22 protein-coding genes are annotated in these 23,510 nt (G+C 70.6%); 18 read left to right on the top strand and 4 right to left on the bottom strand.

Going from position 1 to position 23,510, the window contains the following annotated elements; all coding sequences use genetic code 11:
• Positions 1 to 21 precede the first annotated feature (21 nt).
• From SM418_RS24060 to SM418_RS24145, 18 genes are all read left to right on the top strand, one after another.
• Entirely contained in the window at positions 22 to 279 is a 258-nt protein-coding gene (locus tag SM418_RS24060) for a DUF4229 domain-containing protein (RefSeq protein WP_371943412.1), read from the top strand.
• Between the two features lie 62 nt (positions 280 to 341).
• Positions 342 to 1,043 (top strand): demethylmenaquinone methyltransferase, encoded by a 702-nt coding sequence (locus SM418_RS24065; RefSeq protein WP_371943413.1) that lies wholly within the window; start codon positions 342 to 344, stop codon positions 1,041 to 1,043.
• A 124-nt stretch (positions 1,044 to 1,167) separates the two neighbouring features.
• Positions 1,168 to 2,424 carry a geranylgeranyl reductase family protein gene (locus tag SM418_RS24070; protein ID WP_371943414.1) on the top strand — a complete coding sequence of 419 codons (1,257 nt, stop codon included), beginning with the start codon at positions 1,168 to 1,170 and terminating at the stop codon, positions 2,422 to 2,424.
• A gap of 157 nt (positions 2,425 to 2,581) precedes the next feature.
• On the top strand, positions 2,582 to 2,941 hold the full coding sequence (locus tag SM418_RS24075; RefSeq protein WP_138636821.1) for an NADH-quinone oxidoreductase subunit A: 360 nt from the start codon (positions 2,582 to 2,584) through the stop codon (positions 2,939 to 2,941).
• A 1-nt stretch (position 2,942) separates the two neighbouring features.
• The gene (locus SM418_RS24080; RefSeq protein WP_371943415.1) at positions 2,943 to 3,488 is read left to right on the top strand and encodes a NuoB/complex I 20 kDa subunit family protein; all 546 of its coding nucleotides are present in this window, start codon (positions 2,943 to 2,945) and stop codon (positions 3,486 to 3,488) included.
• 95 nt (positions 3,489 to 3,583) lie between these two features.
• Entirely contained in the window at positions 3,584 to 4,330 is a 747-nt protein-coding gene (locus tag SM418_RS24085) for an NADH-quinone oxidoreductase subunit C (RefSeq protein WP_371943416.1), read from the top strand.
• Positions 4,327 to 5,673 carry an NADH-quinone oxidoreductase subunit D gene (locus tag SM418_RS24090; RefSeq protein WP_371943417.1) on the top strand — a complete coding sequence of 449 codons (1,347 nt, stop codon included), beginning with the start codon at positions 4,327 to 4,329 and terminating at the stop codon, positions 5,671 to 5,673. The genes SM418_RS24085 and SM418_RS24090 overlap by 4 nt, the downstream gene beginning before the upstream one ends.
• A complete protein-coding gene (gene nuoE / locus SM418_RS24095; protein WP_371943418.1) occupies positions 5,670 to 6,449 on the top strand; it encodes an NADH-quinone oxidoreductase subunit NuoE in 780 nt (259 codons plus the stop codon). Before SM418_RS24090 ends, nuoE begins: the two co-directional genes overlap by 4 nt.
• Complete coding sequence (nuoF, locus tag SM418_RS24100; RefSeq protein ID WP_371943419.1) at positions 6,446 to 7,744, top strand: NADH-quinone oxidoreductase subunit NuoF; 1,299 nt, start codon at positions 6,446 to 6,448, stop codon at positions 7,742 to 7,744. Before nuoE ends, nuoF begins: the two co-directional genes overlap by 4 nt.
• Before the next feature lie 38 nt (positions 7,745 to 7,782).
• A complete protein-coding gene (locus tag SM418_RS24105; RefSeq protein ID WP_371943476.1) occupies positions 7,783 to 10,203 on the top strand; it encodes an NADH-quinone oxidoreductase subunit G in 2,421 nt (806 codons plus the stop codon).
• Positions 10,200 to 11,540 (top strand): NADH-quinone oxidoreductase subunit NuoH, encoded by a 1,341-nt coding sequence (gene nuoH / locus SM418_RS24110; RefSeq protein WP_371943420.1) that lies wholly within the window; start codon positions 10,200 to 10,202, stop codon positions 11,538 to 11,540. Before SM418_RS24105 ends, nuoH begins: the two co-directional genes overlap by 4 nt.
• Positions 11,527 to 12,060 (top strand): NADH-quinone oxidoreductase subunit NuoI, encoded by a 534-nt coding sequence (gene nuoI / locus SM418_RS24115; RefSeq protein WP_371943421.1) that lies wholly within the window; start codon positions 11,527 to 11,529, stop codon positions 12,058 to 12,060. Before nuoH ends, nuoI begins: the two co-directional genes overlap by 14 nt.
• On the top strand, positions 12,057 to 12,959 hold the full coding sequence (locus SM418_RS24120; RefSeq protein ID WP_371943422.1) for an NADH-quinone oxidoreductase subunit J: 903 nt from the start codon (positions 12,057 to 12,059) through the stop codon (positions 12,957 to 12,959). The genes nuoI and SM418_RS24120 overlap by 4 nt, the downstream gene beginning before the upstream one ends.
• Positions 12,956 to 13,255: an NADH-quinone oxidoreductase subunit NuoK gene (nuoK, locus tag SM418_RS24125; RefSeq protein WP_138636831.1), complete on the top strand. Its 300-nt coding sequence runs from the start codon at positions 12,956 to 12,958 to the stop codon at positions 13,253 to 13,255. The genes SM418_RS24120 and nuoK overlap by 4 nt, the downstream gene beginning before the upstream one ends.
• 10 nt (positions 13,256 to 13,265) lie before the next feature.
• Complete coding sequence (gene nuoL, locus SM418_RS24130; protein WP_371943423.1) at positions 13,266 to 15,182, top strand: NADH-quinone oxidoreductase subunit L; 1,917 nt, start codon at positions 13,266 to 13,268, stop codon at positions 15,180 to 15,182.
• A complete protein-coding gene (locus SM418_RS24135; protein WP_371943425.1) occupies positions 15,179 to 16,759 on the top strand; it encodes an NADH-quinone oxidoreductase subunit M in 1,581 nt (526 codons plus the stop codon). The genes nuoL and SM418_RS24135 overlap by 4 nt, the downstream gene beginning before the upstream one ends.
• On the top strand, positions 16,756 to 18,345 hold the full coding sequence (nuoN, locus tag SM418_RS24140; RefSeq protein ID WP_371943426.1) for an NADH-quinone oxidoreductase subunit NuoN: 1,590 nt from the start codon (positions 16,756 to 16,758) through the stop codon (positions 18,343 to 18,345). Before SM418_RS24135 ends, nuoN begins: the two co-directional genes overlap by 4 nt.
• Before the next feature lie 133 nt (positions 18,346 to 18,478).
• On the top strand, positions 18,479 to 19,396 hold the full coding sequence (locus tag SM418_RS24145; RefSeq protein WP_371943477.1) for a polyprenyl synthetase family protein: 918 nt from the start codon (positions 18,479 to 18,481) through the stop codon (positions 19,394 to 19,396).
• A gap of 59 nt (positions 19,397 to 19,455) precedes the next feature.
• Here the strand turns inward: SM418_RS24145 and SM418_RS24150 are convergent, their stop codons facing one another.
• From SM418_RS24150 to SM418_RS24165, 4 genes are read right to left on the bottom strand one after another with little or no spacing between them, the layout of a single operon-like run.
• The gene (locus SM418_RS24150) at positions 19,456 to 20,067 is read right to left on the bottom strand and encodes a GTP-binding protein (protein ID WP_371943427.1); all 612 of its coding nucleotides are present in this window, start codon (positions 20,065 to 20,067) and stop codon (positions 19,456 to 19,458) included.
• Positions 20,048 to 20,473 carry a DUF742 domain-containing protein gene (locus tag SM418_RS24155; RefSeq protein WP_371943428.1) on the bottom strand — a complete coding sequence of 142 codons (426 nt, stop codon included), beginning with the start codon at positions 20,471 to 20,473 and terminating at the stop codon, positions 20,048 to 20,050. Before SM418_RS24155 ends, SM418_RS24150 begins: the two co-directional genes overlap by 20 nt.
• Positions 20,470 to 20,895: a roadblock/LC7 domain-containing protein gene (locus SM418_RS24160; RefSeq protein ID WP_371943429.1), complete on the bottom strand. Its 426-nt coding sequence runs from the start codon at positions 20,893 to 20,895 to the stop codon at positions 20,470 to 20,472. Before SM418_RS24160 ends, SM418_RS24155 begins: the two co-directional genes overlap by 4 nt.
• Positions 20,892 to 23,432 (bottom strand): nitrate- and nitrite sensing domain-containing protein, encoded by a 2,541-nt coding sequence (locus tag SM418_RS24165; protein WP_371966110.1) that lies wholly within the window; start codon positions 23,430 to 23,432, stop codon positions 20,892 to 20,894. The genes SM418_RS24160 and SM418_RS24165 overlap by 4 nt, the downstream gene beginning before the upstream one ends.
• Between the last annotated feature and the right edge of the window lie 78 nt (positions 23,433 to 23,510).

Raw genomic sequence — 23,510 nt, forward strand, 5'->3', positions numbered from 1 at the left:
CGGGGTTAACCTCGAAGGGTCATGCGTTCCGTCATCCTCTACAGCCTCGCGCGGCTCGCGATCTTCGCGGCGACCGCCGGCGTGCTCGCGCTCTTCGGCGCCCGCGGCTTCCTGCTCCTGCTGATGGCTCTGCTCGTCAGCGGCATCGTCAGCTACGTTCTGCTGTCCGGGCAGCGAGACCGGATGTCCGCCGCCGTCACCCGCGGCGTCCGGACCCAGCGCAGCAGATTCGAGAAATCCCGCACCAAAGAGGACGGGGTGCGCCCCGGCGCGGAGTAGCCGCGCCCCCGGTGCGCCGGGCGGTGCGCACGGCGGGTCCCCGGCCCTTCTAGGGTGGGGGCATGACCCGCGCCTCTTTGGATAAGCAGCCCGCCGCCGTCGCGGCGATGTTCGACGGGACCGCCGAGCGCTACGACCTGCTGAACACGCTGATGACGGGCGGGCAGGACCGGCGGTGGCGGCGGGAGGTCGTGCGGGCGCTGGAGGCGAGACCGGGCGAGCGGATCCTCGATCTCGCGGCCGGGACGGGGACGTCCTCGGTGCCGTTCGCGGCGGCGGGCGCCGAGACGGTGGCGTGCGACTTCTCCCTCGGCATGCTCCGCGTCGGTGTGCGGCGTCAGGCGGGCGTGCGGGGGCTGAGGTTCGTGGCGGGCGACGCGCTGCGGCTGCCGTTCGCGGACGCCTCCTTCGACGCGGTCACGATCTCGTTCGGGCTGCGCAACGTCGCCGACACCGGGCGGGCGCTGCGCGAGCTGCGCAGGGTCGCCAAACCGGGCGGGCGGCTGCTGGTCTGCGAGGTGAGCCATCCGCCGAACGCGCTGCTCGCGCTCGGCCACCGGACGCACCTGCGGTTCGGTCTGCCGCTGCTCGCGCGGGTCAGCTCCAATCCCGACTCCTACCGCTACCTCGCCGAGTCGACGCTCGCCTGGCCCGACCAGGCGGCGCTGGCGCGGCTCATCCAGGACGCGGGGTGGGACGGTGTGCGCTGGCGTGATCTCACGTTCGGGGTCGCCGCGCTGCACCGCGCGGTCAACCCCGGCTGACGGGACTCGGACCGGTCCAACACCAGACCGACCCAGAAGTACCCACCAGCCGTGATAAAGGAATAGACTCCCCATCGGATCCTTGTGAAGTGCTTCACAAGCGAACGAGCTGAAGAGGAACGCCGTGACCGACTCCACCCGACACGCGGACGTGATCGTCGTCGGGGCAGGCCCCGCAGGATCGTCGACCGCCTACTGGCTCGCGCAGGCCGGCCTGACCGTGTTCCTGCTGGAGAAGGCGACCTTCCCGCGGGACAAGATCTGCGGCGACGGGCTCACCCCGCGCGCCGTCCGGGCGCTCATCGGCATGGGCGTCGACATCAACGACCCCGGCTGGGGGCGCAACAAGGGCCTGCGGATCTACGGCGGCGGCGTCAAGGTCGAGCTGCCCTGGCCGGAGCTCGCGTCCTTCCCCGACTTCGGGCTCGTCCGCAAGCGGACGGACCTCGACCAGCTCCTCGCCGAGCACGCCGCCAAGGCCGGCGCGCGGCTCCTGCAGGGCTGCAACGTGACCGGCCCCATCGTGGACGAGCGCACCGACCGCATCATCGGCGTCACCGCCGTCCTCGACGGCGAGGAGGTCGAGTTCCGCGCGCCGCTCGTCGTCGCCGCCGACGGCAACTCGACCCGGCTGTCCCTGGCGATGGGGCTGCGGCGGCGCGAGGACCGTCCGATGGGCGTCGCGGTCCGCCGCTACTTCCAGACGCCGCGCCACGACGACGAGTTCATGGAGGCGTGGCTCGAACTGTGGGACGGCGAGCGCCTCCTGCCCGGCTACGGCTGGGTGTTCGGCGTCGGGGACGGGACGTCCAACGTCGGGCTCGGCCTCCTCAACACCAGCAAGGCGTTCCAGAACGTCGACTACCGCGGCATGCTGAAGCGCTGGTGCGCGCAGATGCCGGAGGACTGGCAGTTCGACGAGGAGCACGCCACCTCGAAGATCCGCGGCGCGGCGCTGCCGATGGGCTTCAACCGGCAGCCGCACTACACCCGCGGCATGCTGCTCGTCGGCGACGCCGGCGGCATGATCAACCCGTTCAACGGCGAGGGCATCGACTACGCGCTGGAGTCCGGCCGGCTGGCCGCCGACATCATGGTGCAGGCGCTCGCCCGCCGCACCCCGGCGCAGCGCGAGCGGACCCTGTACGAGTACCCGCGCATCCTGAAGGACGAGCACGGCGGCTACTTCACCCTCGCCCGCGTGTTCGTGCAGGCGATCGGCGACCCGCGCGTGATGAAGTTCCTGACCTCGCACGGCCTCCCGCACCCGACGCTGATGCGCTTCACGCTCAAGCTTCTGGCCAACCTGACCGACCCCAAGGGCGGGGACGCGATGGACCGGGTCATCAACGCGATGCAAAAGGTGGCGCCGGCGGCATGAGCGCACCCCTCGAATTCAAGCTTCCGCAGGTGAGCGGACTACAGTGCATTACCCGACCCCCTGAGGGGAGCGCTATTGATCACCTTGGTTAGGGTGGCGGGTCGCGGTCGGCCCGCCCCGTACAACGTCGTACGTCCCGAGGAGAGGTCGTAGAGACATGGATCTCTATATTCCGATCATCGTGCTTGGGGTGCTCGCCTTCGCCTTCGCCGCCGGCTCGGTGCTGATGGCCGCGTTCACCGGCCCGAAGCGCTGGAACCGGGCCCGGCTGGACGCCTACGAGTGCGGCATCGAGCCGACCCCCCAGCCGGTCGGCGGCGGCCGTTTTCCGATCAAGTACTACCTGACGGCGATGCTCTTCATCGTCTTCGACATTGAGATCATCTTCCTTTATCCCTGGGCGGTCGCGTTCGACCGGATGGGGCTGTTCGGCCTTGTCGAGATGGTTCTTTTCATCGTCACCGTGCTCGTGGCGTACGCCTACATCTGGCGGCGCGGCGGTCTGGAGTGGGACTGACATGGGCCTAGAGGAGAAACTTCCCAGCGGGTTCCTGCTGACCACGGTCGAGCAGGTCGCGGGATGGGCGCGCAAGAGTTCGGTGTGGCCGGCCACGTTCGGCCTCGCCTGCTGCGCGATCGAGATGATGGCGGCCGGAGACCCGCGGCACGACTTCTCCCGGTGGGGGATGGAGCGTGCCTCGGCGACGCCGCGGCAGGCCGACCTGATGATCGTCGCGGGCCGGGTGAGCCAGAAGATGGCGCCGGTGCTGCGGCAGATCTACGACCAGATGACCGAGCCGAAGTGGGTCATCGCGATGGGCGTGTGCGCCTCGTCCGGCGGCATGTTCAACAACTACGCGATCGTGCAGGGCGTGGACCACATCGTCCCGGTGGACATCTACCTGCCGGGCTGCCCGCCGCGGCCGGAGATGCTGCTGGACGCGATCCTGAAGCTGCACGACAAGATCCAGAACACCAAGCTCGGCGCGCAGCGCGAGAAGCAGATCGCCGAGCTGGAAGAGGCGAAGCGCCGCCGGCTTCCGCTGCTCGGACAGGGGGCCTGAATGATGACCGGAACGGAGCGCAGCGGAGTGCAGGTCAGCGTTCAGGCCCAGTTGCCGGGGGGTCTGGGGGGTCGCCTCCCCAGGAGGAGGACGCGATGAGTTCCGAGCACCCTGAGCAGCGGGCCGAGCAGTCCGCCGACCAGCTGCCCGCGCACGCCGAGGAGGAGCGCCGGGAGCAGCCGATCGTCCGCAAGGGCATGTTCGGCGCGAAGACCACCGGCGACACCTCCGGCTACGGCGGGCTGGTCGTCCGGCAGAGCCCGAAGGTGTCGGCGCCGCGCCCCTACGGCGGGCCCGGCGGCGCGGCGGAGGCCGGCGAGTTCGACGAGATCGCCGACGAGCTGGAGCGCGCCTACCCGGGCTTCGGGGACGCGATCGAACGCGTCGTCGTGCACCGCGGCGAGCTGACGTTCCACGTCAAGCGCGAGCACCTGCGCGAGGTCGCCAGGACCATGCGGGACGAGCCGTCGCTGCGCTTCGAGCTGTGCTCGGGCGTGTCCGGCGTGCACTACCCGAAGGACGAGGGCGCCGAGCTGCACTCCGTCGTCCACCTGCTGTCGATCACGCACAACCGGCGCGTCCGGCTGGAGGCGAGCTGCCCCGACGCCGACCCGCACGTCCCGTCGCTGGTCCCCGTCTACCCGACGGCCGACTGGCACGAGCGCGAGACCTACGACTTCTTCGGGATCGTCTACGACGGCCACCCCGCGCTGACGCGCATCGAGATGCCCGACGACTGGGTCGGGCACCCGCAGCGCAAGGACTACCCTCTCGGCGGCATCCCCGTCGAGTACCGCGGAGCGGAGATCCCGCCGCCGGACGAGCGGAGGTCGTACGTATGAGTTCGACGAAGTACACCGAGTACGACGCCTACGCCGCCGAGGAGGCGGCCGAGGGCCGGGTCTTCGACGTCGGCGGGCAGGACTGGGACAAGGTCGTCGCCGCCACCGAGGACCTCGGCGACGAGCGGCTGGTCGTCAACATGGGCCCGCAGCACCCGTCCACGCACGGCGTGCTCCGGCTGATCCTCACGCTCGACGGTGAGACGGTGACCGAGGCCCGGGTGGGCATCGGCTACCTGCACACCGGCATCGAGAAGAACATGGAGTTCCGCACCTGGACGCAGGGCACCACGTTCTGCACCCGGATGGACTACCTGGCCCCCCTGTTCAACGAGGCGTCCTACTGCCTGAGCGTCGAGCGGCTGCTCGGCATCGAGGACCAGGTGCCGGAGCGGGCCCAGATCATCCGCGTGATGATGATGGAGCTGAACCGGATCTCCTCGCACCTGGTCGCGATCGCCACGTTCGGGCTGGAGCTCGGCGCGACGACCGTGATGCTGAACGGGTTCATCGAGCGCGAGTACACCCTCGACCTGTTCGAGGAGATCACCGGCCTGCGGATGAACCACGCCTACATCCGTCCGGGCGGGGTCGCGCAGGACCTGCCGAGCGGCGCCACCAGCAAGATCCGCGACTATCTGGACCGGATGCCGAAGCGGATCCAGGCGCTGCGCAAGCTGATGGACGACAACCCGGTCTTCAAGGCCCGGACGCAGAACGTCGCGTACCTGGACCTGACCGGTTGCATGGCGCTCGGCGTCACCGGCCCGGTGCTGCGCTCGACCGGCCTCCCGTGGGACCTGCGCAAGTCGCAGCCCTACTGCGGCTACGAGACCTACGACTTCGAGGTCCCGACGCAGGAGACCTGCGACGTGTACGGCCGCTACCTCGTCCGGATGGACGAGATGGAGCAGTCGCTGCGGATCGTCGAGCAGTGCCTGGAGCGGCTGCAGTCGGCCAAGGGCCCGGTCATGATCGAGGACAAGAAGATCGGCTGGCCGGCGCAGCTCGCGATCGGCGCGGACGGCATGGGCAACTCGCCCCGGCACATCGCGCACATCATGGGCACCTCGATGGAGGCGCTGATCCACCACTTCAAGCTGGTGACGGAAGGCTTCCGGGTGCCGGCCGGGCAGGCGTACGTGCCGATCGAGTCGCCGCGCGGCGAGCTCGGCGCCCACGTGGTCAGCGACGGCGGTACCCGCCCGTACCGCGTCCACTTCCGCGAGCCGTCCTTCGTCAACCTGCAGGCCGCCCCGGCGATGAGCGAGGGCGGCATGGTCGCCGACATCATCGCCGCGGTCGCCAGCATCGACCCGGTCATGGGGGGAGTGGACCGATGACATACGAACCCGACGTACGCGAGCGGCTGGAGCGGGACGCCAAGGAGATCATCGGCCGGTACCCGCGGCCGCGGTCGGCGCTCCTGCCGATGCTGCACCTGGTGCAGTCGGCCGACGGCTACGTCACCCAGGACGGCGTGGAGTTCTGCGCCGAGACGCTCGGCATCACGCCCGCGCAGGTGATGGGCGTCGTCACGTTCTACACGCAGTACAAGCGGGAGCCGGTCGGCGAGTACCACGTCGGCGTCTGCACGAACACGCTCTGCGCGATCATGGGCGGCGACCAGATCTGGGACGAGCTGAGCGAGCACGCCGGGGTCGGCCACGACGAGGCCACCCCGGACGGCAAGATCAGCCTGGAGCGGGTCGAGTGCAACGCGGCCTGCGACTTCGCCCCCGTGGTGATGGTCAACTGGGAGTTCTTCGACAACATGACTCCCGAGAAGGCCAAGCAGCTCGTCGACGACCTGCGCCTCGGCAAGGACGTGCTCCCCTCCCGCGGGCCGAACCGCCTGGCCACCTGGAAGGAGGCGTCCCGCGTGCTCGCCGGGTTCCCCGACGGGCTCGCCGGTGAGGGCGTGTCGGCCGGGCCCGAGTCGCTGGTCGGCCTGAAGCTCGCGCAGGAGCGCGGGTGGGAGGCGCCGGCCGCCGACGTCGACCGCGAACGGCCGGAGGAGCCGGTGAAGCCGGAACAGATCGCCGAGCCGCCGCACGAGCCCGGCAAGCCCGTCCCGGGCGAGGCCAAGCCCGGCTCCCAGGAAGGACGGAACAAGTGACGACGCTGACCCCCGTCCTCACCAGGAACTGGGACCAGGGCGACTCCTTCACCCGCGCCGGCTACGAGCGCGGGGGCGGCTACGAGGCCCTGCGCAAGGCGCTGCGGATGGAGCCGGACGAGATCGTCCAGGCGGTCAAGGACTCCGGGCTCCGCGGACGCGGCGGCGCCGGATTCCCCACCGGGATGAAGTGGGGCTTCCTGCCGCCGTCCAGCCCGAACCCGCGCTACCTCGTCGTCAACGCCGACGAGTCCGAGCCGGGCACGTGCAAGGACATCCCGCTGATGATGGCGAACCCGCACGTCCTCGTCGAGGGCGTCGTCATCAGCTCCTACGCCATCAGGTCGAACCAGGCGTTCATCTACGTGCGCGGCGAGGTCCTGCACGTCATCCGCCGCCTCCAGCAGGCGGTCGCGGAGGCGTACGCGGCCGGCTACCTCGGCAAGGACATCCTCGGGTCCGGCTACGACCTGGACGTGGTCGTGCACAGCGGCGCCGGGGCCTACATCTGCGGCGAGGAGACGGCGCTGCTGGACTCCCTCGAGGGGTTCCGCGGTCAGCCCAGGCTGAAGCCTCCCTTCCCGGCCGTGGCGGGCCTGTACGGCGGGCCCACTGTCATCAACAACGTCGAGTCGATCTCCTCGGTTCCCGCGATCATCGGGAACGGGCCGGAGTGGTTCGCCGCGATGGGCACCGAGAAGTCGCAGGGCTTCGGGATCTTCTCGCTGTCCGGGCACGTCACCCGGCCCGGCCAGTACGAGGCGCCGCTCGGCATCACGCTGCGGGAACTGCTCGACATGGCGGGCGGCATCCGCGAGGGGCACCGGCTGAAGTTCTGGACGCCCGGCGGGTCGTCCACGCCGATCTTCACCGACGAGCACCTGGACGTGCCGCTGGACTTCGAGTCCGTCGGCGCCGCCGGGTCCATGCTCGGCACCCGGGCGCTGCAGATCTTCGACGAGACGACCTGCGTCGTGCGGGCCGTCCAGCGCTGGTCGGAGTTCTACGCGCACGAGTCGTGCGGCAAGTGCACGCCGTGCCGCGAGGGCACCTACTGGTACAAGCAGATGTTCAAGCGGCTGGAGGCCGGCGAGGGCACCGAGGAGGACCTGGAGACCCTGCTGGACATCTCCGACAACATCCTCGGCCGCGCGTTCTGCGCCCTCGGCGACGGCGCGACCAGCCCGGTCGTGTCGTCCATCAAGCTGTTCCGGGACGAGTACCTCCAGCACTTCGAGCAGGGCGGCTGCCCGTTCGACCCGGCCAAGTCGACCCTGTGGGGAGGTGCGAAGTGACCGTCACCGACCCCAAGTCGGAGGTGGCGGAGGTCGAGATGATCTCCTGCACCATCGACGGCTTCGAGATCGAGGTGCCGAAGGGCACGCTGATCATCCGGGCCGCCGAGCTGCTCGGCATCCAGATCCCCCGGTTCTGCGAGCACCCGCTGCTCGACCCGATCGGCGCCTGCCGGCAGTGCCTGGTGGAGATCCCGGACGCCGGCAACGGCCGCGGGATGCCGAAGCCGCAGGCGTCCTGCACGACCGCGGTGATGCCGGGCATGGTCGTCAAGACCCAGCTCACCTCGTCGGTGGCCGACAAGGCCCAGCACGGCATCATGGAGTTCCTGCTCATCAACCACCCGCTGGACTGCCCGGTCTGCGACAAGGGCGGCGAGTGCCCGCTGCAGAACCAGGCGATGTCCAACGGGCGGGGCGAGACCAGGTTCCAGGAGACCAAGCGGACGTGGCCGAAGCCGATCCCGCTGTCCAGCCAGGTGCTGCTGGACCGGGAGCGGTGCATCCAGTGCACCCGCTGCACCCGGTTCTCCGAGCAGATCGCCGGCGACCCGTTCATCGACCTGTTCGAGCGGGGCGCGAAGGAGGAGGTCGCGACGGCGCAGGACCGGCCGTTCCACTCCTACTTCTCCGGCAACACCGTGCAGATCTGCCCGGTGGGGGCGCTCACCGGCTCCTCCTACCGGTTCCGGTCCCGGCCGTTCGACCTCGTGTCGGCGCCGAGCGTCTGCGAGCACTGCGCGTCCGGCTGCGCGATCCGCGCCGACCACCGGCGCGGCAAGGTCACCCGCCGGCTGGCCGGCGACGACCCGCGGGTCAACGAGGAATGGAACTGCGACAAGGGCCGCTGGGCGTTCACCTACGGGACGCGGCCCGAGCGGTTCACCCACCCGCTGATCCGGAACGAGGACGGCGTGCTGGAGCCGGCGTCGTGGCCCGAGGCGCTCACCGTCGCGGCGCGCGGCCTCGCGGCGGCGCGCGGCTCGGCCGGCGTGCTGACCGGCGGCCGCGTCACCCTTGAGGACGCCTACGCCTACGCCAAGTTCGCCCGGATCGCGCTCGGCACCAACGACGTCGACTTCCGGGCCCGTCCGCTGTCGGAGGAGGAGGCGCAGTTCATCGCCTCGTCCGTCGCGGGCCGCTCCATCGAGGTGTCCTACACCGACCTGGAGAAGGCGCCCGTCGTCGTCCTCGCCGGCTTCGAGCCGGAGGAGGAGTCGCCGATCGTGTTCCTGCGGCTCCGCAAGGCGTTCCGCAAGCACCGGCTGCCGGTGTACGCGGTCGCGCCGTTCGCGACCCGCGGGCTGACCAAGGTGGGCGGCACGCTGCTGCCGACCTTGCCCGGCGCGGAGGCCGAGACGCTCGGCTCCCTCGTCGAGGACGAGAGCCGCGCCGGAGTCCGGACGCTGCTGGAGACCCCCGGCGCCGTCATCCTCGTCGGGGAGCGGCTCGCCACCAGCCCCGGCGCGCTGACCGCGGCGGTCCGGCTGGCGCAGGTGACCGGCGCGCGGCTCGCGTGGGTGCCGCGCCGGGCCGGGGAGCGCGGCGCGATCGAGGCCGGGGCGCTGCCCGGGCTGCTGCCGATCGGCCGTCCGGTCACCGACCCCGACGCGCGGGCCGAGGTCGCCCGCACCTGGGGCGTCGCGGAACTGCCCGCGGGGCCCGGCGAGGACACCGCCGGGATCATCGCGGCGGCGGCGCAGGGGCGGCGCGGCGCGCTGCTCGTCGGCGGCGTCGACCCGGGCGATCTGCCAGACCCCGATGCGATGCTGCGGGCCCTCGACGAGACCCCGTTCGTGGTGAGCCTGGAGCAGCGGCCGAGCGCGGTCACCGACCGCGCCGACGTCGTGTTCCCGGTCGCGGCCGTCGCGGAGAAGTCCGGGACGTTCGTCGACTGGGAGGGCCGGGGCCGCCCGTTCGACATCGTGCTGAAGTCGGCCGGGAAGATGTCCGACCTGCGGGTGCTGGACGCGCTGGCCGACGAGATGGACGTCCACCTCGGCCTGCCCGGCCCGGAGGCGGCGCGCCGCGAGCTCACCGAGCTCGGCGGCCACCGCGGCCGGCGTCCGGACGCGCCGGAGACCGCGCAGGAGCTGCCGCCGCACCCCGAGCAGGGCGAGGCGCTGCTCGCGACGTGGCGGCTGCTGCTCGACCGGGGCAGCCTGCAGGACGGCGAGCCGTTCCTCGCCGGCACCGCCAAGCCCGCCGTCGCCCGGCTGTCGCCCGCGACGGCCGCGGAGATCGGCGCGACCGGCGCGGTGACGGTGTCGGCGGCGCGCGGTGAGGTGACGCTCCCGCTGGAGATCACCCCGGACCTGCCCGACCGGGTGGTGTGGCTGCCGACGAACTCGGCCGGCTGCGCCCTGTACCGCGATCTGGGCGCGGCCGCGGGCGGCGTCGTCAAGATCGCGAGCGGGGTGCTCGCGGGCGCCGCGCAGAACGCTGGAGGTGTCGAATGAGCCCGCTCGCCGCGGCCCCGGCGGCCGAACCGACGCTGAAGGACTTCGGCACCGATCCGTGGTGGCTGATCGGCGGCAAGGTCCTGGCCATCTTCGCGTTCCTCGTCGTGACGGTCCTGATGACGATGTGGATCGAGCGGCGCGTCATCGGCCGGATGCAACTGCGCGTCGGCCCGAACCGCGCCGGGCCCCAGGGCCTGCTCCAGGGCCTCGCGGACGGCGTGAAGCTGGCGCTGAAGGAGGACATCGTCCCCCGGCAGGTGGACAAGGTGGTCTTCGTCCTGGCGCCGGTGATGGCGGCGGTGCCGGCGTTCATCTCGTTCATCGTGATCCCGTTCGGCCCGACGGTGTCGGTCTTCGGGCACCACACGGCGCTGCAGGGCACCGACCTTCCGGTCGCGGTGCTGCTCGTCCTCGCGATGTCGTCGATGGGCATCTACGGCATCGTGCTGGCCGGCTGGTCGTCGATGTCGCCCTACTCGCTGCTCGGCGGGCTCCGCTCGTCCGCGCAGATGATCTCCTACGAGATCGCGATGGGGCTGTCGTTCGTCGCGGTGTTCATGTTCGCCGGCTCGATGTCCACCTCCGACATCGTCGCGGCGCAGCACGACAAGTGGTTCGTGGTGCTGCTGCTGCCGTCCTTCGTGGTCTACGTGATCACGATGATGGGCGAGTCGAACCGCATCCCGTTCGACCTGCCCGAGGGCGAGGGCGAGCTGGTCGGCGGCTTCCACACCGAGTACTCGTCGCTGAAGTTCGCGATGTTCTTCCTCGCGGAGTACATCAACCTCACGACGCTGTCGGCGCTCGCCACCACGATGTTCCTCGGCGGCTGGCGCGCCCCCGCGCCGATCTCCACGGTGTGGGCGGGGGCCAACTCCGGCTGGTGGCCGGTGCTGTGGTTCCTGATCAAGGTCTTCCTGTTCATCTTCTTCTTCATCTGGCTGCGCGGCTCGCTGCCGCGCGTCCGCTACGACCAGCTGATGAAGCTCGGCTGGAAGGTGCTGATGCCCTTCTCGCTCGGCTGGATCATGCTGGTCGCGACCATCCGCGCGCTGCGCAACGACGGCTACGACATGCGGCAGATCGTGATCGTCGCCGCCGTGGTCGCCGCGATCGTGCTGGTGGCCACGGTGATCTGGGAGATGGTCCGCGGAGGCGAGGACGGCAAGGAGATCGTCCCGGGCGCGGCGGAGGGGCCGCGCACCGATCCCGCCGCGGGCGGGTTCCCGGTGCCGCCGCTGGACGCGCCCCACTACCACGGCCGCGCCCGCGAGCCGGTCCGGCCCGCCACGATCGAAACCCCCTCCGAGGAGGTCACCAGTGGGACTCACTGATTTCCTGAACCCGGTCAAGGGGTTCGGGGTCTCGTTCCACCAGATGTTCATGAAGAGCGAGACCGTCCAGTACCCGGAGGTGAAGAAGCCGACCGCGCCGCGCTTCCACGGACGCCACCAGCTCAACCGGTGGCCGGACGGCCTGGAGAAGTGCATCGGCTGCGAGCTGTGCGCCTGGGCCTGCCCGGCGGACGCCATCTTCGTCGAGGGCGCCGACAACACCCCGGACGAGCGGTACTCGCCCGGGGAGCGGTACGGCCGCACCTACCAGATCAACTATCTGCGCTGCATCCTCTGCGGGCTGTGCATCGAGGCGTGCCCCACCCGGGCGCTCACGATGACCAACGAGTACGAGCTCGCCGACGAGAGCCGCGAGAGCCTGATCTACACCAAGGAGATGCTGCTGGCGCCGCTGCGGGAGGGCATGGAGGTGCCGCCGCACGAGATGCGTCTCGGCGACACCGAGGAGGACTACTACCGCCTCGGCCTCCAGCCCGACGAGGGCGGTGAGGGCAAGTGAGCACCGCGCACATCCTCGCCGCCGAGGTCGCCGACAAGCAGTCCGGCGAGCCGTTCTTCTTCTGGCTGCTGGCGGTCGTGTCGGTCCTCGGCGCACTCGGCATGATCTTCGTGCGGAAGGCGGTGCACTCGGCGCTGCTGCTGGCGACCGTGATGCTCAGTCTCGCCGCGCTGTACGCGGTCCAGAACGCGCCGTTCCTGGCGTTCGTGCAGGTCATCGTCTACACCGGCGCGGTGCTGATGCTGTTCCTGTTCGTCATGATGGTCGTCGGCGTCAGCTCCACCGACTCGCTGGTGGAGACGATCCGGGGCCAGCGCTTCTGGGCCGTGATCGCCGCGATCGGGTTCATCGTCCTGCTGACCGTGGGCCTCGCGAACGCGGCGCTCGGCGGCTCGGTGGGCCTCACGCAGGCCAACGCCGACGGCAACGTGGTCGGCCTGGCCCGGCTGCTGTTCTCCAAGTACGTGTTCGCGTTCGAGGCGACCAGCGCCCTGCTGATCACGGCGGCGCTGGGCGCGATGGTGCTGGCGCACCGGGAGCGCACCGAACCGAAGCCGACGCAGAAGGACCTGTCCAAGGGGCGGTTCCTGTCCGGCGACCACCCGGGCCCGCTGCCGGGTCCCGGCACCTACGCCCAGCACAACGCCGTCGACATGCCGGCGCTGCTGCCGGACGGGACGCCGTCGAAGCTGTCGATCAACCCGGTCATCGCGGCCCGCACCGACACGGCCGAACGGCACGCCGACCTGTACGGCGGCACCGAGCAGGAGGCGGTGGAGCGGAACGTGGCCGCGGTCAGGGCGACCACCGAAGAGGCCGCGAACGCCGACGCCGAGTCGCGCTCGGTCAAGTCGGGGTCGCCGGCGACGGGCGGTAATGAAGGCGAGGCTGGTCAATGAGTCCGGGGCATTACCTGGCGCTCTCGGCGATCCTGTTCACCATCGGGGCGCTCGGCGTCCTCGTGCGGCGCAACGCGCTCGTGGTGTTCATGTGCATCGAGCTCATGCTGAACGCGACGAACCTGGCGTTCGTCTCGTTCTCCCGCATGCACGGCAATCTCGACGGTCAGATCATCGCCTTCTTCGTGATGGTGGTGGCCGCCGCGGAGGTCGTGGTGGGCCTGGCGATCATCATGACCATCTTCCGGACCCGCAGGTCCTCGTCGGTCGACGACGCGAACCTGCTGAAGTACTGAGAGGTCGGGGATGAAAGCGGAAGGCATCCAGGCCGCGTCCTGGCTTCTCATCGCGCTGCCGCTCGCCGGCGCCGCGGTCCTCCTGCTCGGCGGGAGGCGCACCGACAAGTGGGGGCACCTGCTCGGCGCCGCCATGTCGGTCGCGTCGTTCGGGGTCGGCGTCGCGATGCTGGTCCAGATGCTCGGGTACGACGCCGAGGCACGGCGCCGCACCCTGCACCTGTGGGACTTCATCGACGTCGGCTCGTTCAAGGTCGGCATGGACCTGCTGGTGGACCCGCTGTCCATCAGCTTCGTCCTGCTGATCACCGGGGTGGGCTCGCTCATCCACATCTACTCCGTCGGCTACATGGCCGAGGACCCGGACCGGCGCAGGTTCTTCGCCTACCTGAACCTGTTCGTCGCGGCGATGCTGCTGCTGGTGCTCGGGAACAACTACCTGGTCATGTTCCTCGGCTGGGAGGGCGTGGGCCTCGCGTCCTACCTGCTGATCGGGTTCTGGCAGCACAAGCCGACCGCGGCGACCGCGGCGAAGAAGGCGTTCGTCGTCAACCGCGTCGGCGACATGGGGCTGGTCATCGCGATCGCCCTGCTGTTCTCGACGTTCGGCACGATCGACTACGGGCCGATCCTCGGCACCGGGCCCGAGCACGCGGGTCTGGCGACCCACCTGAGCTCCGGCACCGCCACCGCGATCGGGCTGCTCCTGCTGCTCGGCGCGTGCGGCAAGTCGGCGCAGCTGCCGCTGCAATCCTGGCTGCTGGACGCGATGGAGGGCCCGACCCCCGTGTCGGCGCTCATCCACGCGGCGACGATGGTGACCGCCGGCGTGTACCTGATCGTCCGGTCCGGGCCGATCTTCGAGATGTCGGAGACGGCCCAGCTCGTGGTGACGATCGTCGGTGCGGCCACGCTGCTGTTCGGTGCGATCATCGGGTGCGCGAAGGACGACATCAAGAAGGCCCTCGCCGGGTCGACGATGTCGCAGATCGGCTACATGACGCTGGCCGCCGGGCTCGGCAGGGCCGGCTACGTCTTCGCCATCGCGCACCTCATCGCGCACGGCTTCTTCAAGGCGGGCCTGTTCCTCGGCGCCGGCTCGGTCATGCACGGCATGAAGGACGACGTGAACATGCGCCACTACGGCGCGCTCCGCGCGGTCATGATGACCACCGCGGTCACGTTCGGGCTCGGGTACCTCGCGATCATCGGGTTCCCGTTCCTGTCCGGCTGGTTCACCAAGGACGCCATCATCGAGGCCGCGTTCGACAAGGGCGGCACGTCCGGGATGGTCCTCGGCACCTGCGCGGTGATCGGCGCGGCCGTCACCGCCTACTACATGTCGCGCGTGATGTTCATGACGTTCTTCGGCGAGAAGCGCTGGGCGGACGACGTCCACCCGCACGAGTCGCCGAAGGTCATGACGATCCCGCTGATGCTGCTCGCGGTCGGCTCCGTCGCCGCCGGCGGGTGGCTGATCCTCGGCGGGTTCGCCGACTTCCTCGAACCGGTCGTCGGGACGCCCGAGCACCCGCACGAGTTCAAGCCCCTCACCGGCCCCGGCATCGCCGTCTTCGTGCTGATGGTCATCGGCGCCGCGATCGCCTGGCGGCAGTACGGCAGCCGCAAGGTGCCGCGCGAGGCGCCCAAGGGCTCGTTCGTCACCGTCGCGGCCCGCAAGGACCTGTACGGCGACGCGCTCAACGAATCGCTGCTGATGCGTCCCGGGCAGTGGCTGACCCGGCTCGCGGTCTGGTTCGACGGGCGCGGCGTCGACGGCCTCGTCAACGGCACGGCCGCCGGGGTCGGCGGCAGCTCCGGGCGGCTCCGCCGGGTCCAGACCGGTTTCGCCCGCTCCTACGCACTCTCGATGCTGGGCGGTGCGGCCCTGGTGGTCGCGGCGCTCCTGGTGGTGAACGTTTCATGAGCGACTTTCCCTGGCTGAGCGTCCTCATCGGACTGCCACTGGTGGGCGCGCTGCTGCTCATCGCCGTCCCGCGCGAGCGGGAGACGCTGGTCAAGCAGTTCGCGCTCGGCGTCTCCCTCGTCGTCGCGGCGCTCACCGGCGTCATGGCGGCGGGCTTCGACGCGGGCGGGGCGCGGTTCCAGTTCACCGAGAAGTACTGGTGGATCAAGGAGTTCGGGGTCCACTGGGCGCTCGGCGTCGACGGCGTCGCGCTGACGCTGATCCTGCTGTCGGTCATCCTCGTCCCGCTGGTCATCCTGGCCTCCTGGAACGAGGCCGACCGGTCCGGCGGCTCCGACGTCCCGGCGAAGCGGTCGGCGAAGACGTACTTCGCGCTGCTGCTGTCGCTTGAAGCGGCCATGATCGGCGTCTTCGCGGCGACCGACGTGTTCCTCTTCTACGTCTTCTTCGAGGCGATGCTGATCCCGGTGTACTTCATCATCGGGTCCTACGGCGGCGCCCAGCGCTCCTACGCCGCGGTGAAGTTCCTGCTGTACTCGCTGTTCGGCGGGCTGCTGATGCTCGTCGCCGTCATCTGGCTGTACCCGCTGTCCGCAAGGTCGGTCGACGCGGGCGGGCTCGGGCACGGGACGTTCATGTTCGACGAGCTGTCGAAGATGAGCATCGACGGGGCGACGGCGAAGTGGCTGTTCCTCGGCTTCTTCGTCGCCTTCGCGATCAAGGCGCCGATGTTCCCGGTGCACACCTGGCTGCCGGACGCCGCGCAGCAGTCCCCGCCCGGCGCGCTGGTGCTGATCGTCGGCGTCCTGGACAAGGTCGGCACGTACGGGATGCTCCGGTTCTGCCTGGAGCTGTTCCCCGGCGCGGCCAAGTGGGCGACGCCGGCCGTGCTCGCGTTCGCGGTCGTCAGCATCATCTACGGCGCGATCCTCGCGATCGGGCAGGTCGACATGAAGCGGCTGATCGCCTACACGTCGATCTCCCACTTCGGGTTCATCGTGCTCGGCATCTTCGCGATGACGTCGCAGGCCCAGTCGGGCGCGGCGCTCTACATGGTGAACCACGGCTTCTCCACCGGCGCGCTGTTCCTGATCGTCGGGTTCCTGATCGTCCGGCGGCGGTCGGCGCGGGTGTCGGACTTCGGCGGCGTGCAGAAGGTGGCGCCGGTGCTCGCCGGGACGTTCCTCGTCGCCGGCCTGTCCGGGCTGTCGCTGCCCGGCCTGTCGACGTTCGTGTCGGAGTTCCTCGTCGTGGTCGGCACGTTCAGCCGCTACGAGTGGGCCGCCGCCGCCTCCATCATCGCCATCGTGCTCGCCGCCGTCTACATCCTGTGGATGTACCAGCGGACCATGGGCGGCCCGCCGGTCCCCGCGGTCGAGGGCATGAAGGACCTGTCCGCCCGGGAGAAGTGGGTCATCGCCCCGATCATCGCGATCATCGTGGCGATGGGCTTCTTCCCGCAGCCGGTGCTGCACGTGATCAACCCGTCGGTGGGCCACACGCTGGCCCGGGTCGACCAGCACGACCCGGCGCCGAGCATCACCGGTAACGTCGCCGAGAACGGAGCCCGTCCATGAGCACCACCAGCCACGTGAGCGCGGTCCTCGCGCAGGGGGGTGACATCCCCGCGCCGCACATCGAGTACGGGCAGCTCGCCCCGCTCCTCCTGGTCCTCGGCGTCGCCGTCGTGGGCGTGCTCGTCGAGGCGTTCGTCGGCCGCAACGCGCGCTACTACGTGCAGGTGCCGCTCGCGTTCCTCGGCCTCGCCGGCGGGTTCGCGTGGACGGCCGCGCTGGCGTGGCGCGACAACCCGCACCATGTCGCGGCCGAGGGCGCGCTCGGCGTGGACGGGCCGACGCTGTTCATCCAGGGCACCATCCTGCTGCTGGCGCTCGTCAGCCTGCTGCTGATCGCCGAGCGCGGCGGCGGCCGGGGCGTCGGCGGCCACTTCGCCGCGCAGGCGTCCGCGCTGCCCGGCAGCGAGGCCGAGCAGCGGACCGCCGAGGCGGGGATCACCCAGACCGAGGTGTTCCCGCTGATGATGTTCGCCGTCGGCGGCATGATGATGTTCCCGGCCGCGAACGACCTGCTCACGATGTTCGTGGCGCTGGAGGTCCTGTCGCTCCCGCTGTACCTGCTGTGCGGGCTCGCCCGCCGCCGGCGGCTCCTCTCGCAGGAGGCGGCGGTCAAGTACTTCCTGCTCGGCGCGTTCTCGTCGGCGTTCTTCCTGTACGGGGTGGCGCTGCTGTACGGGTACGCCGGGTCGGTGCGGCTGTCGGACATCTCCGCGCAGATCGGCAAGGACGCCGGCAGCGAGACCCTGCTCCTCGCGGGCGTCGCGCTGCTGACCGTCGGGCTGCTGTTCAAGCTCGGCGGCGTCCCGTTCCACATGTGGAAGCCGGACGTCTACCAGGGCGCCCCCACCCCGATCACGGCGCTGATGGCGTCCTGCACGGTCGTCTCCGCGTTCGGCGCGATCCTGCGGGTGTACTTCGTCGCGTTCGAGACGCTGCGCTGGGACTGGCGGCCCGCCATGTGGGGTGTGGCGATTCTCACGATGGTCGCCGGGTCGATCATCGCGATCACGCAGACCGACATCAAGCGGATGCTGGCCTACTCGTCCATCGCGCACGCGGGCTTCCTGCTCATGGGCGTGATCGCCAGCTCCCCGAACGGCCTGTCGAGCACCCTGTTCTACCTGCTCGCCTACGGCTTCACCTCGGTCGGCGCGTTCGCCGTCGTCACGATGGTGCGGGACGCGGGCGGCGAGGCCGGGCACCTGTCGCGGTGGGCCGGGCTCGGAAAGCGGTCCCCGGTCGTCGCCGGCGTCTTCGCCTTCTTCCTGCTGGCGTTCGCCGGGATCCCGCTGACCAGCGGGTTCACCGGGAAGTTCGCGGTGTTCAAGGCGGCCGTCGAGGAGGGCGCGACGCCGCTGGTGATCGTCGCGGTCATCTCGTCCGCCGTCGCCGCGTTCTTCTACGTCCGCGTGATCGTCGTCATGTTCTTCAGCGAGCCGGACGCGGAGGGGCCGGTCGTAGTGGCCGGGCCGGCGACCGCGGTCGCCGTGGCCCTCGGTGTGACGGCTACTGTGGTACTCGGCGTGATCCCGCAGCCGGTCCTGGACCTCGCGGGCCAGGCCACGACCCACATGTTCGTCCGGTAGGGAGTCTTGGGTGAGCAACCCATCCGCTGAGAAGTCCGGCGGGCCGGCCATCGAGGAGACCGGCCCGTTCGGGCTTCCCATCGATGCCGCGCTCGCGGCCGGTGCCAAGGCACGGCTGGCCGAGGTCGAGGCCATGCTGCTCGACTGCGTGCGCGGGGAGGACCCGCTGCTCACCGAGGCGTCCGAGCACCTCGTCGAGGCGGGCGGCAAGCGGTTCCGGCCCATGCTGGTGCTGCTCGCCTCCCACTTCGGGGATCCCGCCGCGCCCGGTGTCGTGCCCGCCGCCGTCGTCGTCGAGCTGACGCACCTCGGCACCCTCTACCACGACGACGTGATGGACGAGGCGACCGTCCGCCGCGGGCAGCAGTCCGCCAACTCCCGGTGGACGAACACCGTCGCGATCCTCACCGGCGACTACCTGTTCGCGCGCGCGTCCGACCTGCTGGCCGACCTCGGCCCGGAGGCCGTCCGCATCCAGGCCCGCGCGTTCGCCCGGCTCGTCCGCGGCCAGATCCAGGAGACCGTCGGCCCCACCCCGGACGCCGACCCCCTCAAGCACTACCTCCAGGTCGTCGCCGACAAGACCGCGTCCCTCATCGCCGTCTCCGGCCAGTTCGGCGCCCTGCTGTCCGGCGCGCCCTCCCACGTCGTCGACACGATCACCTCCGCGTGCGAGAAGATCGGCGTCGCGTTCCAGCTCTCGGACGACATCCTCGACATCGACTCCGAGACCGAGGCGTCCGGCAAGACCCCCGGCACCGACCTCCGCGAGGGCATCCGCACCCTCCCGATGCACCTCGTCCTCGCCGGTGCCGGCTCCGGCCCGGACGACGCCCGCCTCCGCGAGCTCCTCGTCCAGGACCTCACCGACGACGCGCTGCACGCCGAGGCGCTCGCCCTCCTGCGCGCCCACCCCGCCATGGACCGCGCCCGCGCCGACCTCCGCCGCTGGGCCGAGGACGCCCGCAACGAACTCCTCACCCTCCCCGACATCCCCGCCCGCGACGCCTTCACCAACCTCTGCGACTACGTCGTCTCCCGCACCGGCTGAGACCCGTGAAGAAGCGGGGCCGTTCGCGCACCAGCGCGAACGGCCCCGCTTCTTGTTTCTCAGGCGTTCTGGGGTTCGGGTTCTCCGGTGAGTCCGCGGACCTTCATGGCGTGCAGGACGAGGTCGATGAGGACCTCCTTGCAGGAGCTGAGGCTGCGGGCGTCGCAGAGCATGACGGGAACCTTGGGGCCCAGGTTGAGGGCCATCTGGATCTCCGCGAGGTCGTACTGCGTGGCGCCGTCGAAGCAGTTGACGGCGACGATGAACGGAGTGCCGCGGCGCTCGAAGTAGTCGACCGACGGGAAGCAGTCGGACAGCCGGCGGGTGTCGGCGAGGACGACCGCGCCGAGCGCGCCGAGGGACACCTCGTCCCACATGAACCAGAAGCGCTCCTGGCCGGGGGTGCCGAACAGGTAGAGCACGTACTCGTTCCGCATCGTGATGCGGCCGAAGTCCATCGCGACGGTGGTGGTGCTCTTGCGCTCCACCCCGGAGATGTCGTCGACGCCGATGCCCTGGTCGGTGAGCAGTTCCTCGGTGCGCAGCGGCCGGGTCTCCGAGACCGTGCCCACCATCGTGGTCTTGCCCACCCCGAAGCCGCCCGCGATCACGATCTTGACCGCGGTGGGGAGCCGGCGGGCGCGTACGCCCCTAGAGGGCCCGGAGTCCATCGATCACCGCCTTGTAGAGCCTGATGTCGTGCATGTCCGCCTCCGGTTCGGGTTCCTGCATGGAGACGAACCCCTTGTCGAGCAGGTCGCCGAGCATCACCCGAACGGTCGCGACCGGCAGGTCGAGGTGCCCGGTGACCTCGGCGACCGACATGACGTTCTGGCAGAGCCGGATGATGGACAGGTGCTCGGGGCCGAGACCGATCGAGCCCTCTGGGTCGGGGCCGACCGACACCACCAGGGTGATCAGGTCGAACTTGCCGCGGGTGGGCTCCATGCGGCCGCTGGTCATCACGTACGGCCGCACCATCGGGCCGGCCTGGTCGTCGAGGAGCCGGTCGTGCAGGGGGCGCGGCGCCGGATCGTCCGCCCAGGGCTCCGGCGGGGGGTCTTCGGGGGGCATCATGCCGGCCGTCCCTCCCCGGCGGGCTCCGATCGCGACGGCGAGGTCAGGTGGTGGCCCATGGCCGTCACGAGCATCGCCATCTCGTAGGCGATGAGGCCGACGTCGGCGTCCTCCTCGGCCAGCACGGCCAGGCAGGCGCCCTTGCCCGCCACCGTGACCAGCAGGAACGCCGAAGCCATCTCGACGATCGTCTGCCGGACGGGGCCGCCGCCGAAGCGGGCGCCGGCCCCCTTGGCGAGGCTCTGGATGCCCGCGGCGACGGCGGCGAGGTGCTCACCGTCGTCCTGCGTCATGCCCTCCGAGGACGCCATGAGCAGGCCGTCCGCCGACAGCACCACCGCGGTGCGGGTGTGCGGCAGGCGGCGGACCAGGTCGTCCAGCAACCAGCCGAGATCGGATGAGGAACCGGTCTTCTGTGTCACTGATCTTCCTCGCCTTCCGCTGCGTTGTCGTCCAGGCCGGTGCCGCCGTCTTCCGAGCGGGCCGCGTCCGAGCGGCCCTGCCGGGTGCCGCGCTGGTAGGAGCCCATGATCCGCTGGATTTCCGCTGGGGAGCGCACGGGGGCCTCCTCCTCGTCCTGCTCGACGTCGGCGGCCTCGTCGGTGCGCAGCGGCTCGGCCAGGTTCGCCTGCGGCACCCGGACGGGCAGGCCGGACGGTGTGGTGGAGATGTCGGGCACGGGTGGCTTGTCCTCCGGCTGGGTGGTGTCGGGACGTTCCCCGTCCACCGGCACGTCGCGGTGCCGAGCGGGCGGTTCCGGCATCGGGGCCTCGGGTTCTGCCTTCGGTTCGGCGGTGTTCGCGCCGGGCGTCCGCGCGGGCGGCACGGCCGGCGCGGACACGGGCAGGTCGGACACGGGTGATTCGGACGCGGGCGGGGGCACGGCCACCAGCGCGGGCCCGACGGGCTGCGGGCCGGTGGTCGTCTGGGGCAGCGTCGCCGTGGCGGCGGAGCCCGCGCCCGCGGCGGTGGCGGCGGCGGCGCCGACGGTGGTCGGGCGGCGCACCTCCAGCCCGTTCTGGGTGGTGGTGCCGGCGGCGACGGGCGACGGGCCCTGCTCGACGATCAGTTCGCGAGGAACGACGACGACGGCGGTGGTGCCGCCGTACGCGGACCGCTTCAGCGACACCTGCAGGTTGTACCGCTCGGCGAGCTTGCTGACCACGAACAGGCCGAGCTGCACCGAGCTCTGCAGGTTGAAGTCGGGCGGGTCCGCGATCCGCCCGTTGATCTCGGCGAGCCGCTCGTCGGTCATGCCGAGCCCGCGGTCCTCGATGTCGATGGCGAAGCCGCTGGCGACGAGGTGCCCGCCGATCTGCACCACGGTGTCGGGCGGGGAGAACGACACCGCGTTCTCGATCAGCTCGGCGAGCAGGTGGGTGACGTCGCCGACGGCGCGTCCGGCCAGCTCGACCGGGCCGAACGGAAGCACGGTGACGCGGGTGTAGTCCTCGACCTCGCCGACCGCGGCGCGGATGACGTCCACCATCGGGACGGCGTTGCGCCAGCCGCGGGCGGGAAGCGCGCCGGACAGCACGATCAGGTTCTCGGCGTTGCGCCGCATGCGCGTCGCGAGGTGGTCGAGCCGGAACAGCTCCTCCAGCTCCTTGACCTCGATGTCGCGGCGGCGCTCCATGGCGTCCAGCATGGTGAGCTGCCGGTGCACCAGCGTCTGGGTGCGGCGGGCCAGGCTGAGCAGGACGTCCCGGATACCGCGGCGCAGTTCCGCCTGCTCGACGGCGGTGCGGATCGCGGTCTCCTGGACGGCGTTGAACGCGCGTCCCACCTGGCCGATCTCGTCGCTGCCGAACTGCAGCGGCGGCGCCTCGACCGCGACGTCCACCTTCTCGCCGTGCCCGAGCCGCTCGACGACGCTGGGCAGCCGCTGCTCGGCCAGCTCCCAGGCGGCGCCGCGCAGCCGCTCCAGCTGCCGCACCAGGGCTCGCGCGGTGGTGATCGACACGATGATGGACGCGATGACCGCGAGGAGCCCGAGGCCACCGGCCAGCAGCAGCCGGATGATCACGCCGATGGCGATCGGTGTGGCGCGGTCCACCAGCCGGTCACCGGACGACTGGATCTGGTGGCGCATGTCGCTGAGGGCGGGTTCGGCCGCGGCGTTCCACTGGTCGGCCGTCACCGGGGCGCGCAGCGCTCCGCGGGCGTGCGGCGAGCTGAAGGCCCGGCGGCTCTGCATGATCTCGTCTTCGAGCGCCTGGATCCTGGCGAGCTTCGCGTTCTTCGTCAGCCCCGTGTACAGGGCCGTGTCCGAGTCCTGAATGGCGATGAGCTCCTGCGCGGTGTTGTGCCGCCGGGTGCCCACCGTCTGGGTGAGCGTGATGAGTTCGAGCTGGGTGATCCGGCCGGCCGCGAGGGAACCCGCCATCAGCGCGTCTTCCTGGGAAAGCAGTTCCCACATGCGGTTCAGCTCGAGCAGCGTGCGCGTGTCGCGCGCGAAATCCTTGTCGTCCAGCGTCGCCAGCGAGTCATATACCCGAAAAATGGACTCGACGACTTCGGAATATCCGGCGGCGACGCGGCTGCGGTCGGCCGCTCCGGAGTCGACCGAGCGCCGGGTGTCGTCCACGGCCTTAAGCCGGGCGAGCATCTGGTCGACGCGCCGTTCGAGGATGTCGCCGCCGAACCGCCCGACGTTTCCGCCGCGCGCGAGCCGGACGGCCTCCGCGCGCGTCTTGTCGGTCTGGGCGCGCTGCGCGATCAGCGCGGCCCTGGCCACGGGGCCGGGCCTCGCGAGCTGGACCATGGACAGCCTGCGCTCCCGCTGCAGGTCGGCGAGCAGGGGGTCGGTCGGCTGCGCGAGGGCGCTGTCCAGCGTGCTGACGCCGAGCAGATTGACGCCCTCGCGCAGTGTCACCCACGCGGCGAAGACCCAGAGTGCGACGAGGGAGAGCAACAGGGCCGTGATCTTGGTTCTCAGGCGCGAGTTGCGGAAGCGCATTACTATCGCCCCAACAATATATGAAATGGCTCGCAACCCGCTTCTACCTGGATTAGGCGGGGCGGGTCGCGCGGTGTG

It is taken from the genome of Actinomadura chokoriensis (assembly GCF_041463665.1).
In the GTDB taxonomy this organism is placed as follows: domain Bacteria; phylum Actinomycetota; class Actinomycetes; order Streptosporangiales; family Streptosporangiaceae; genus Spirillospora; species Spirillospora chokoriensis_A.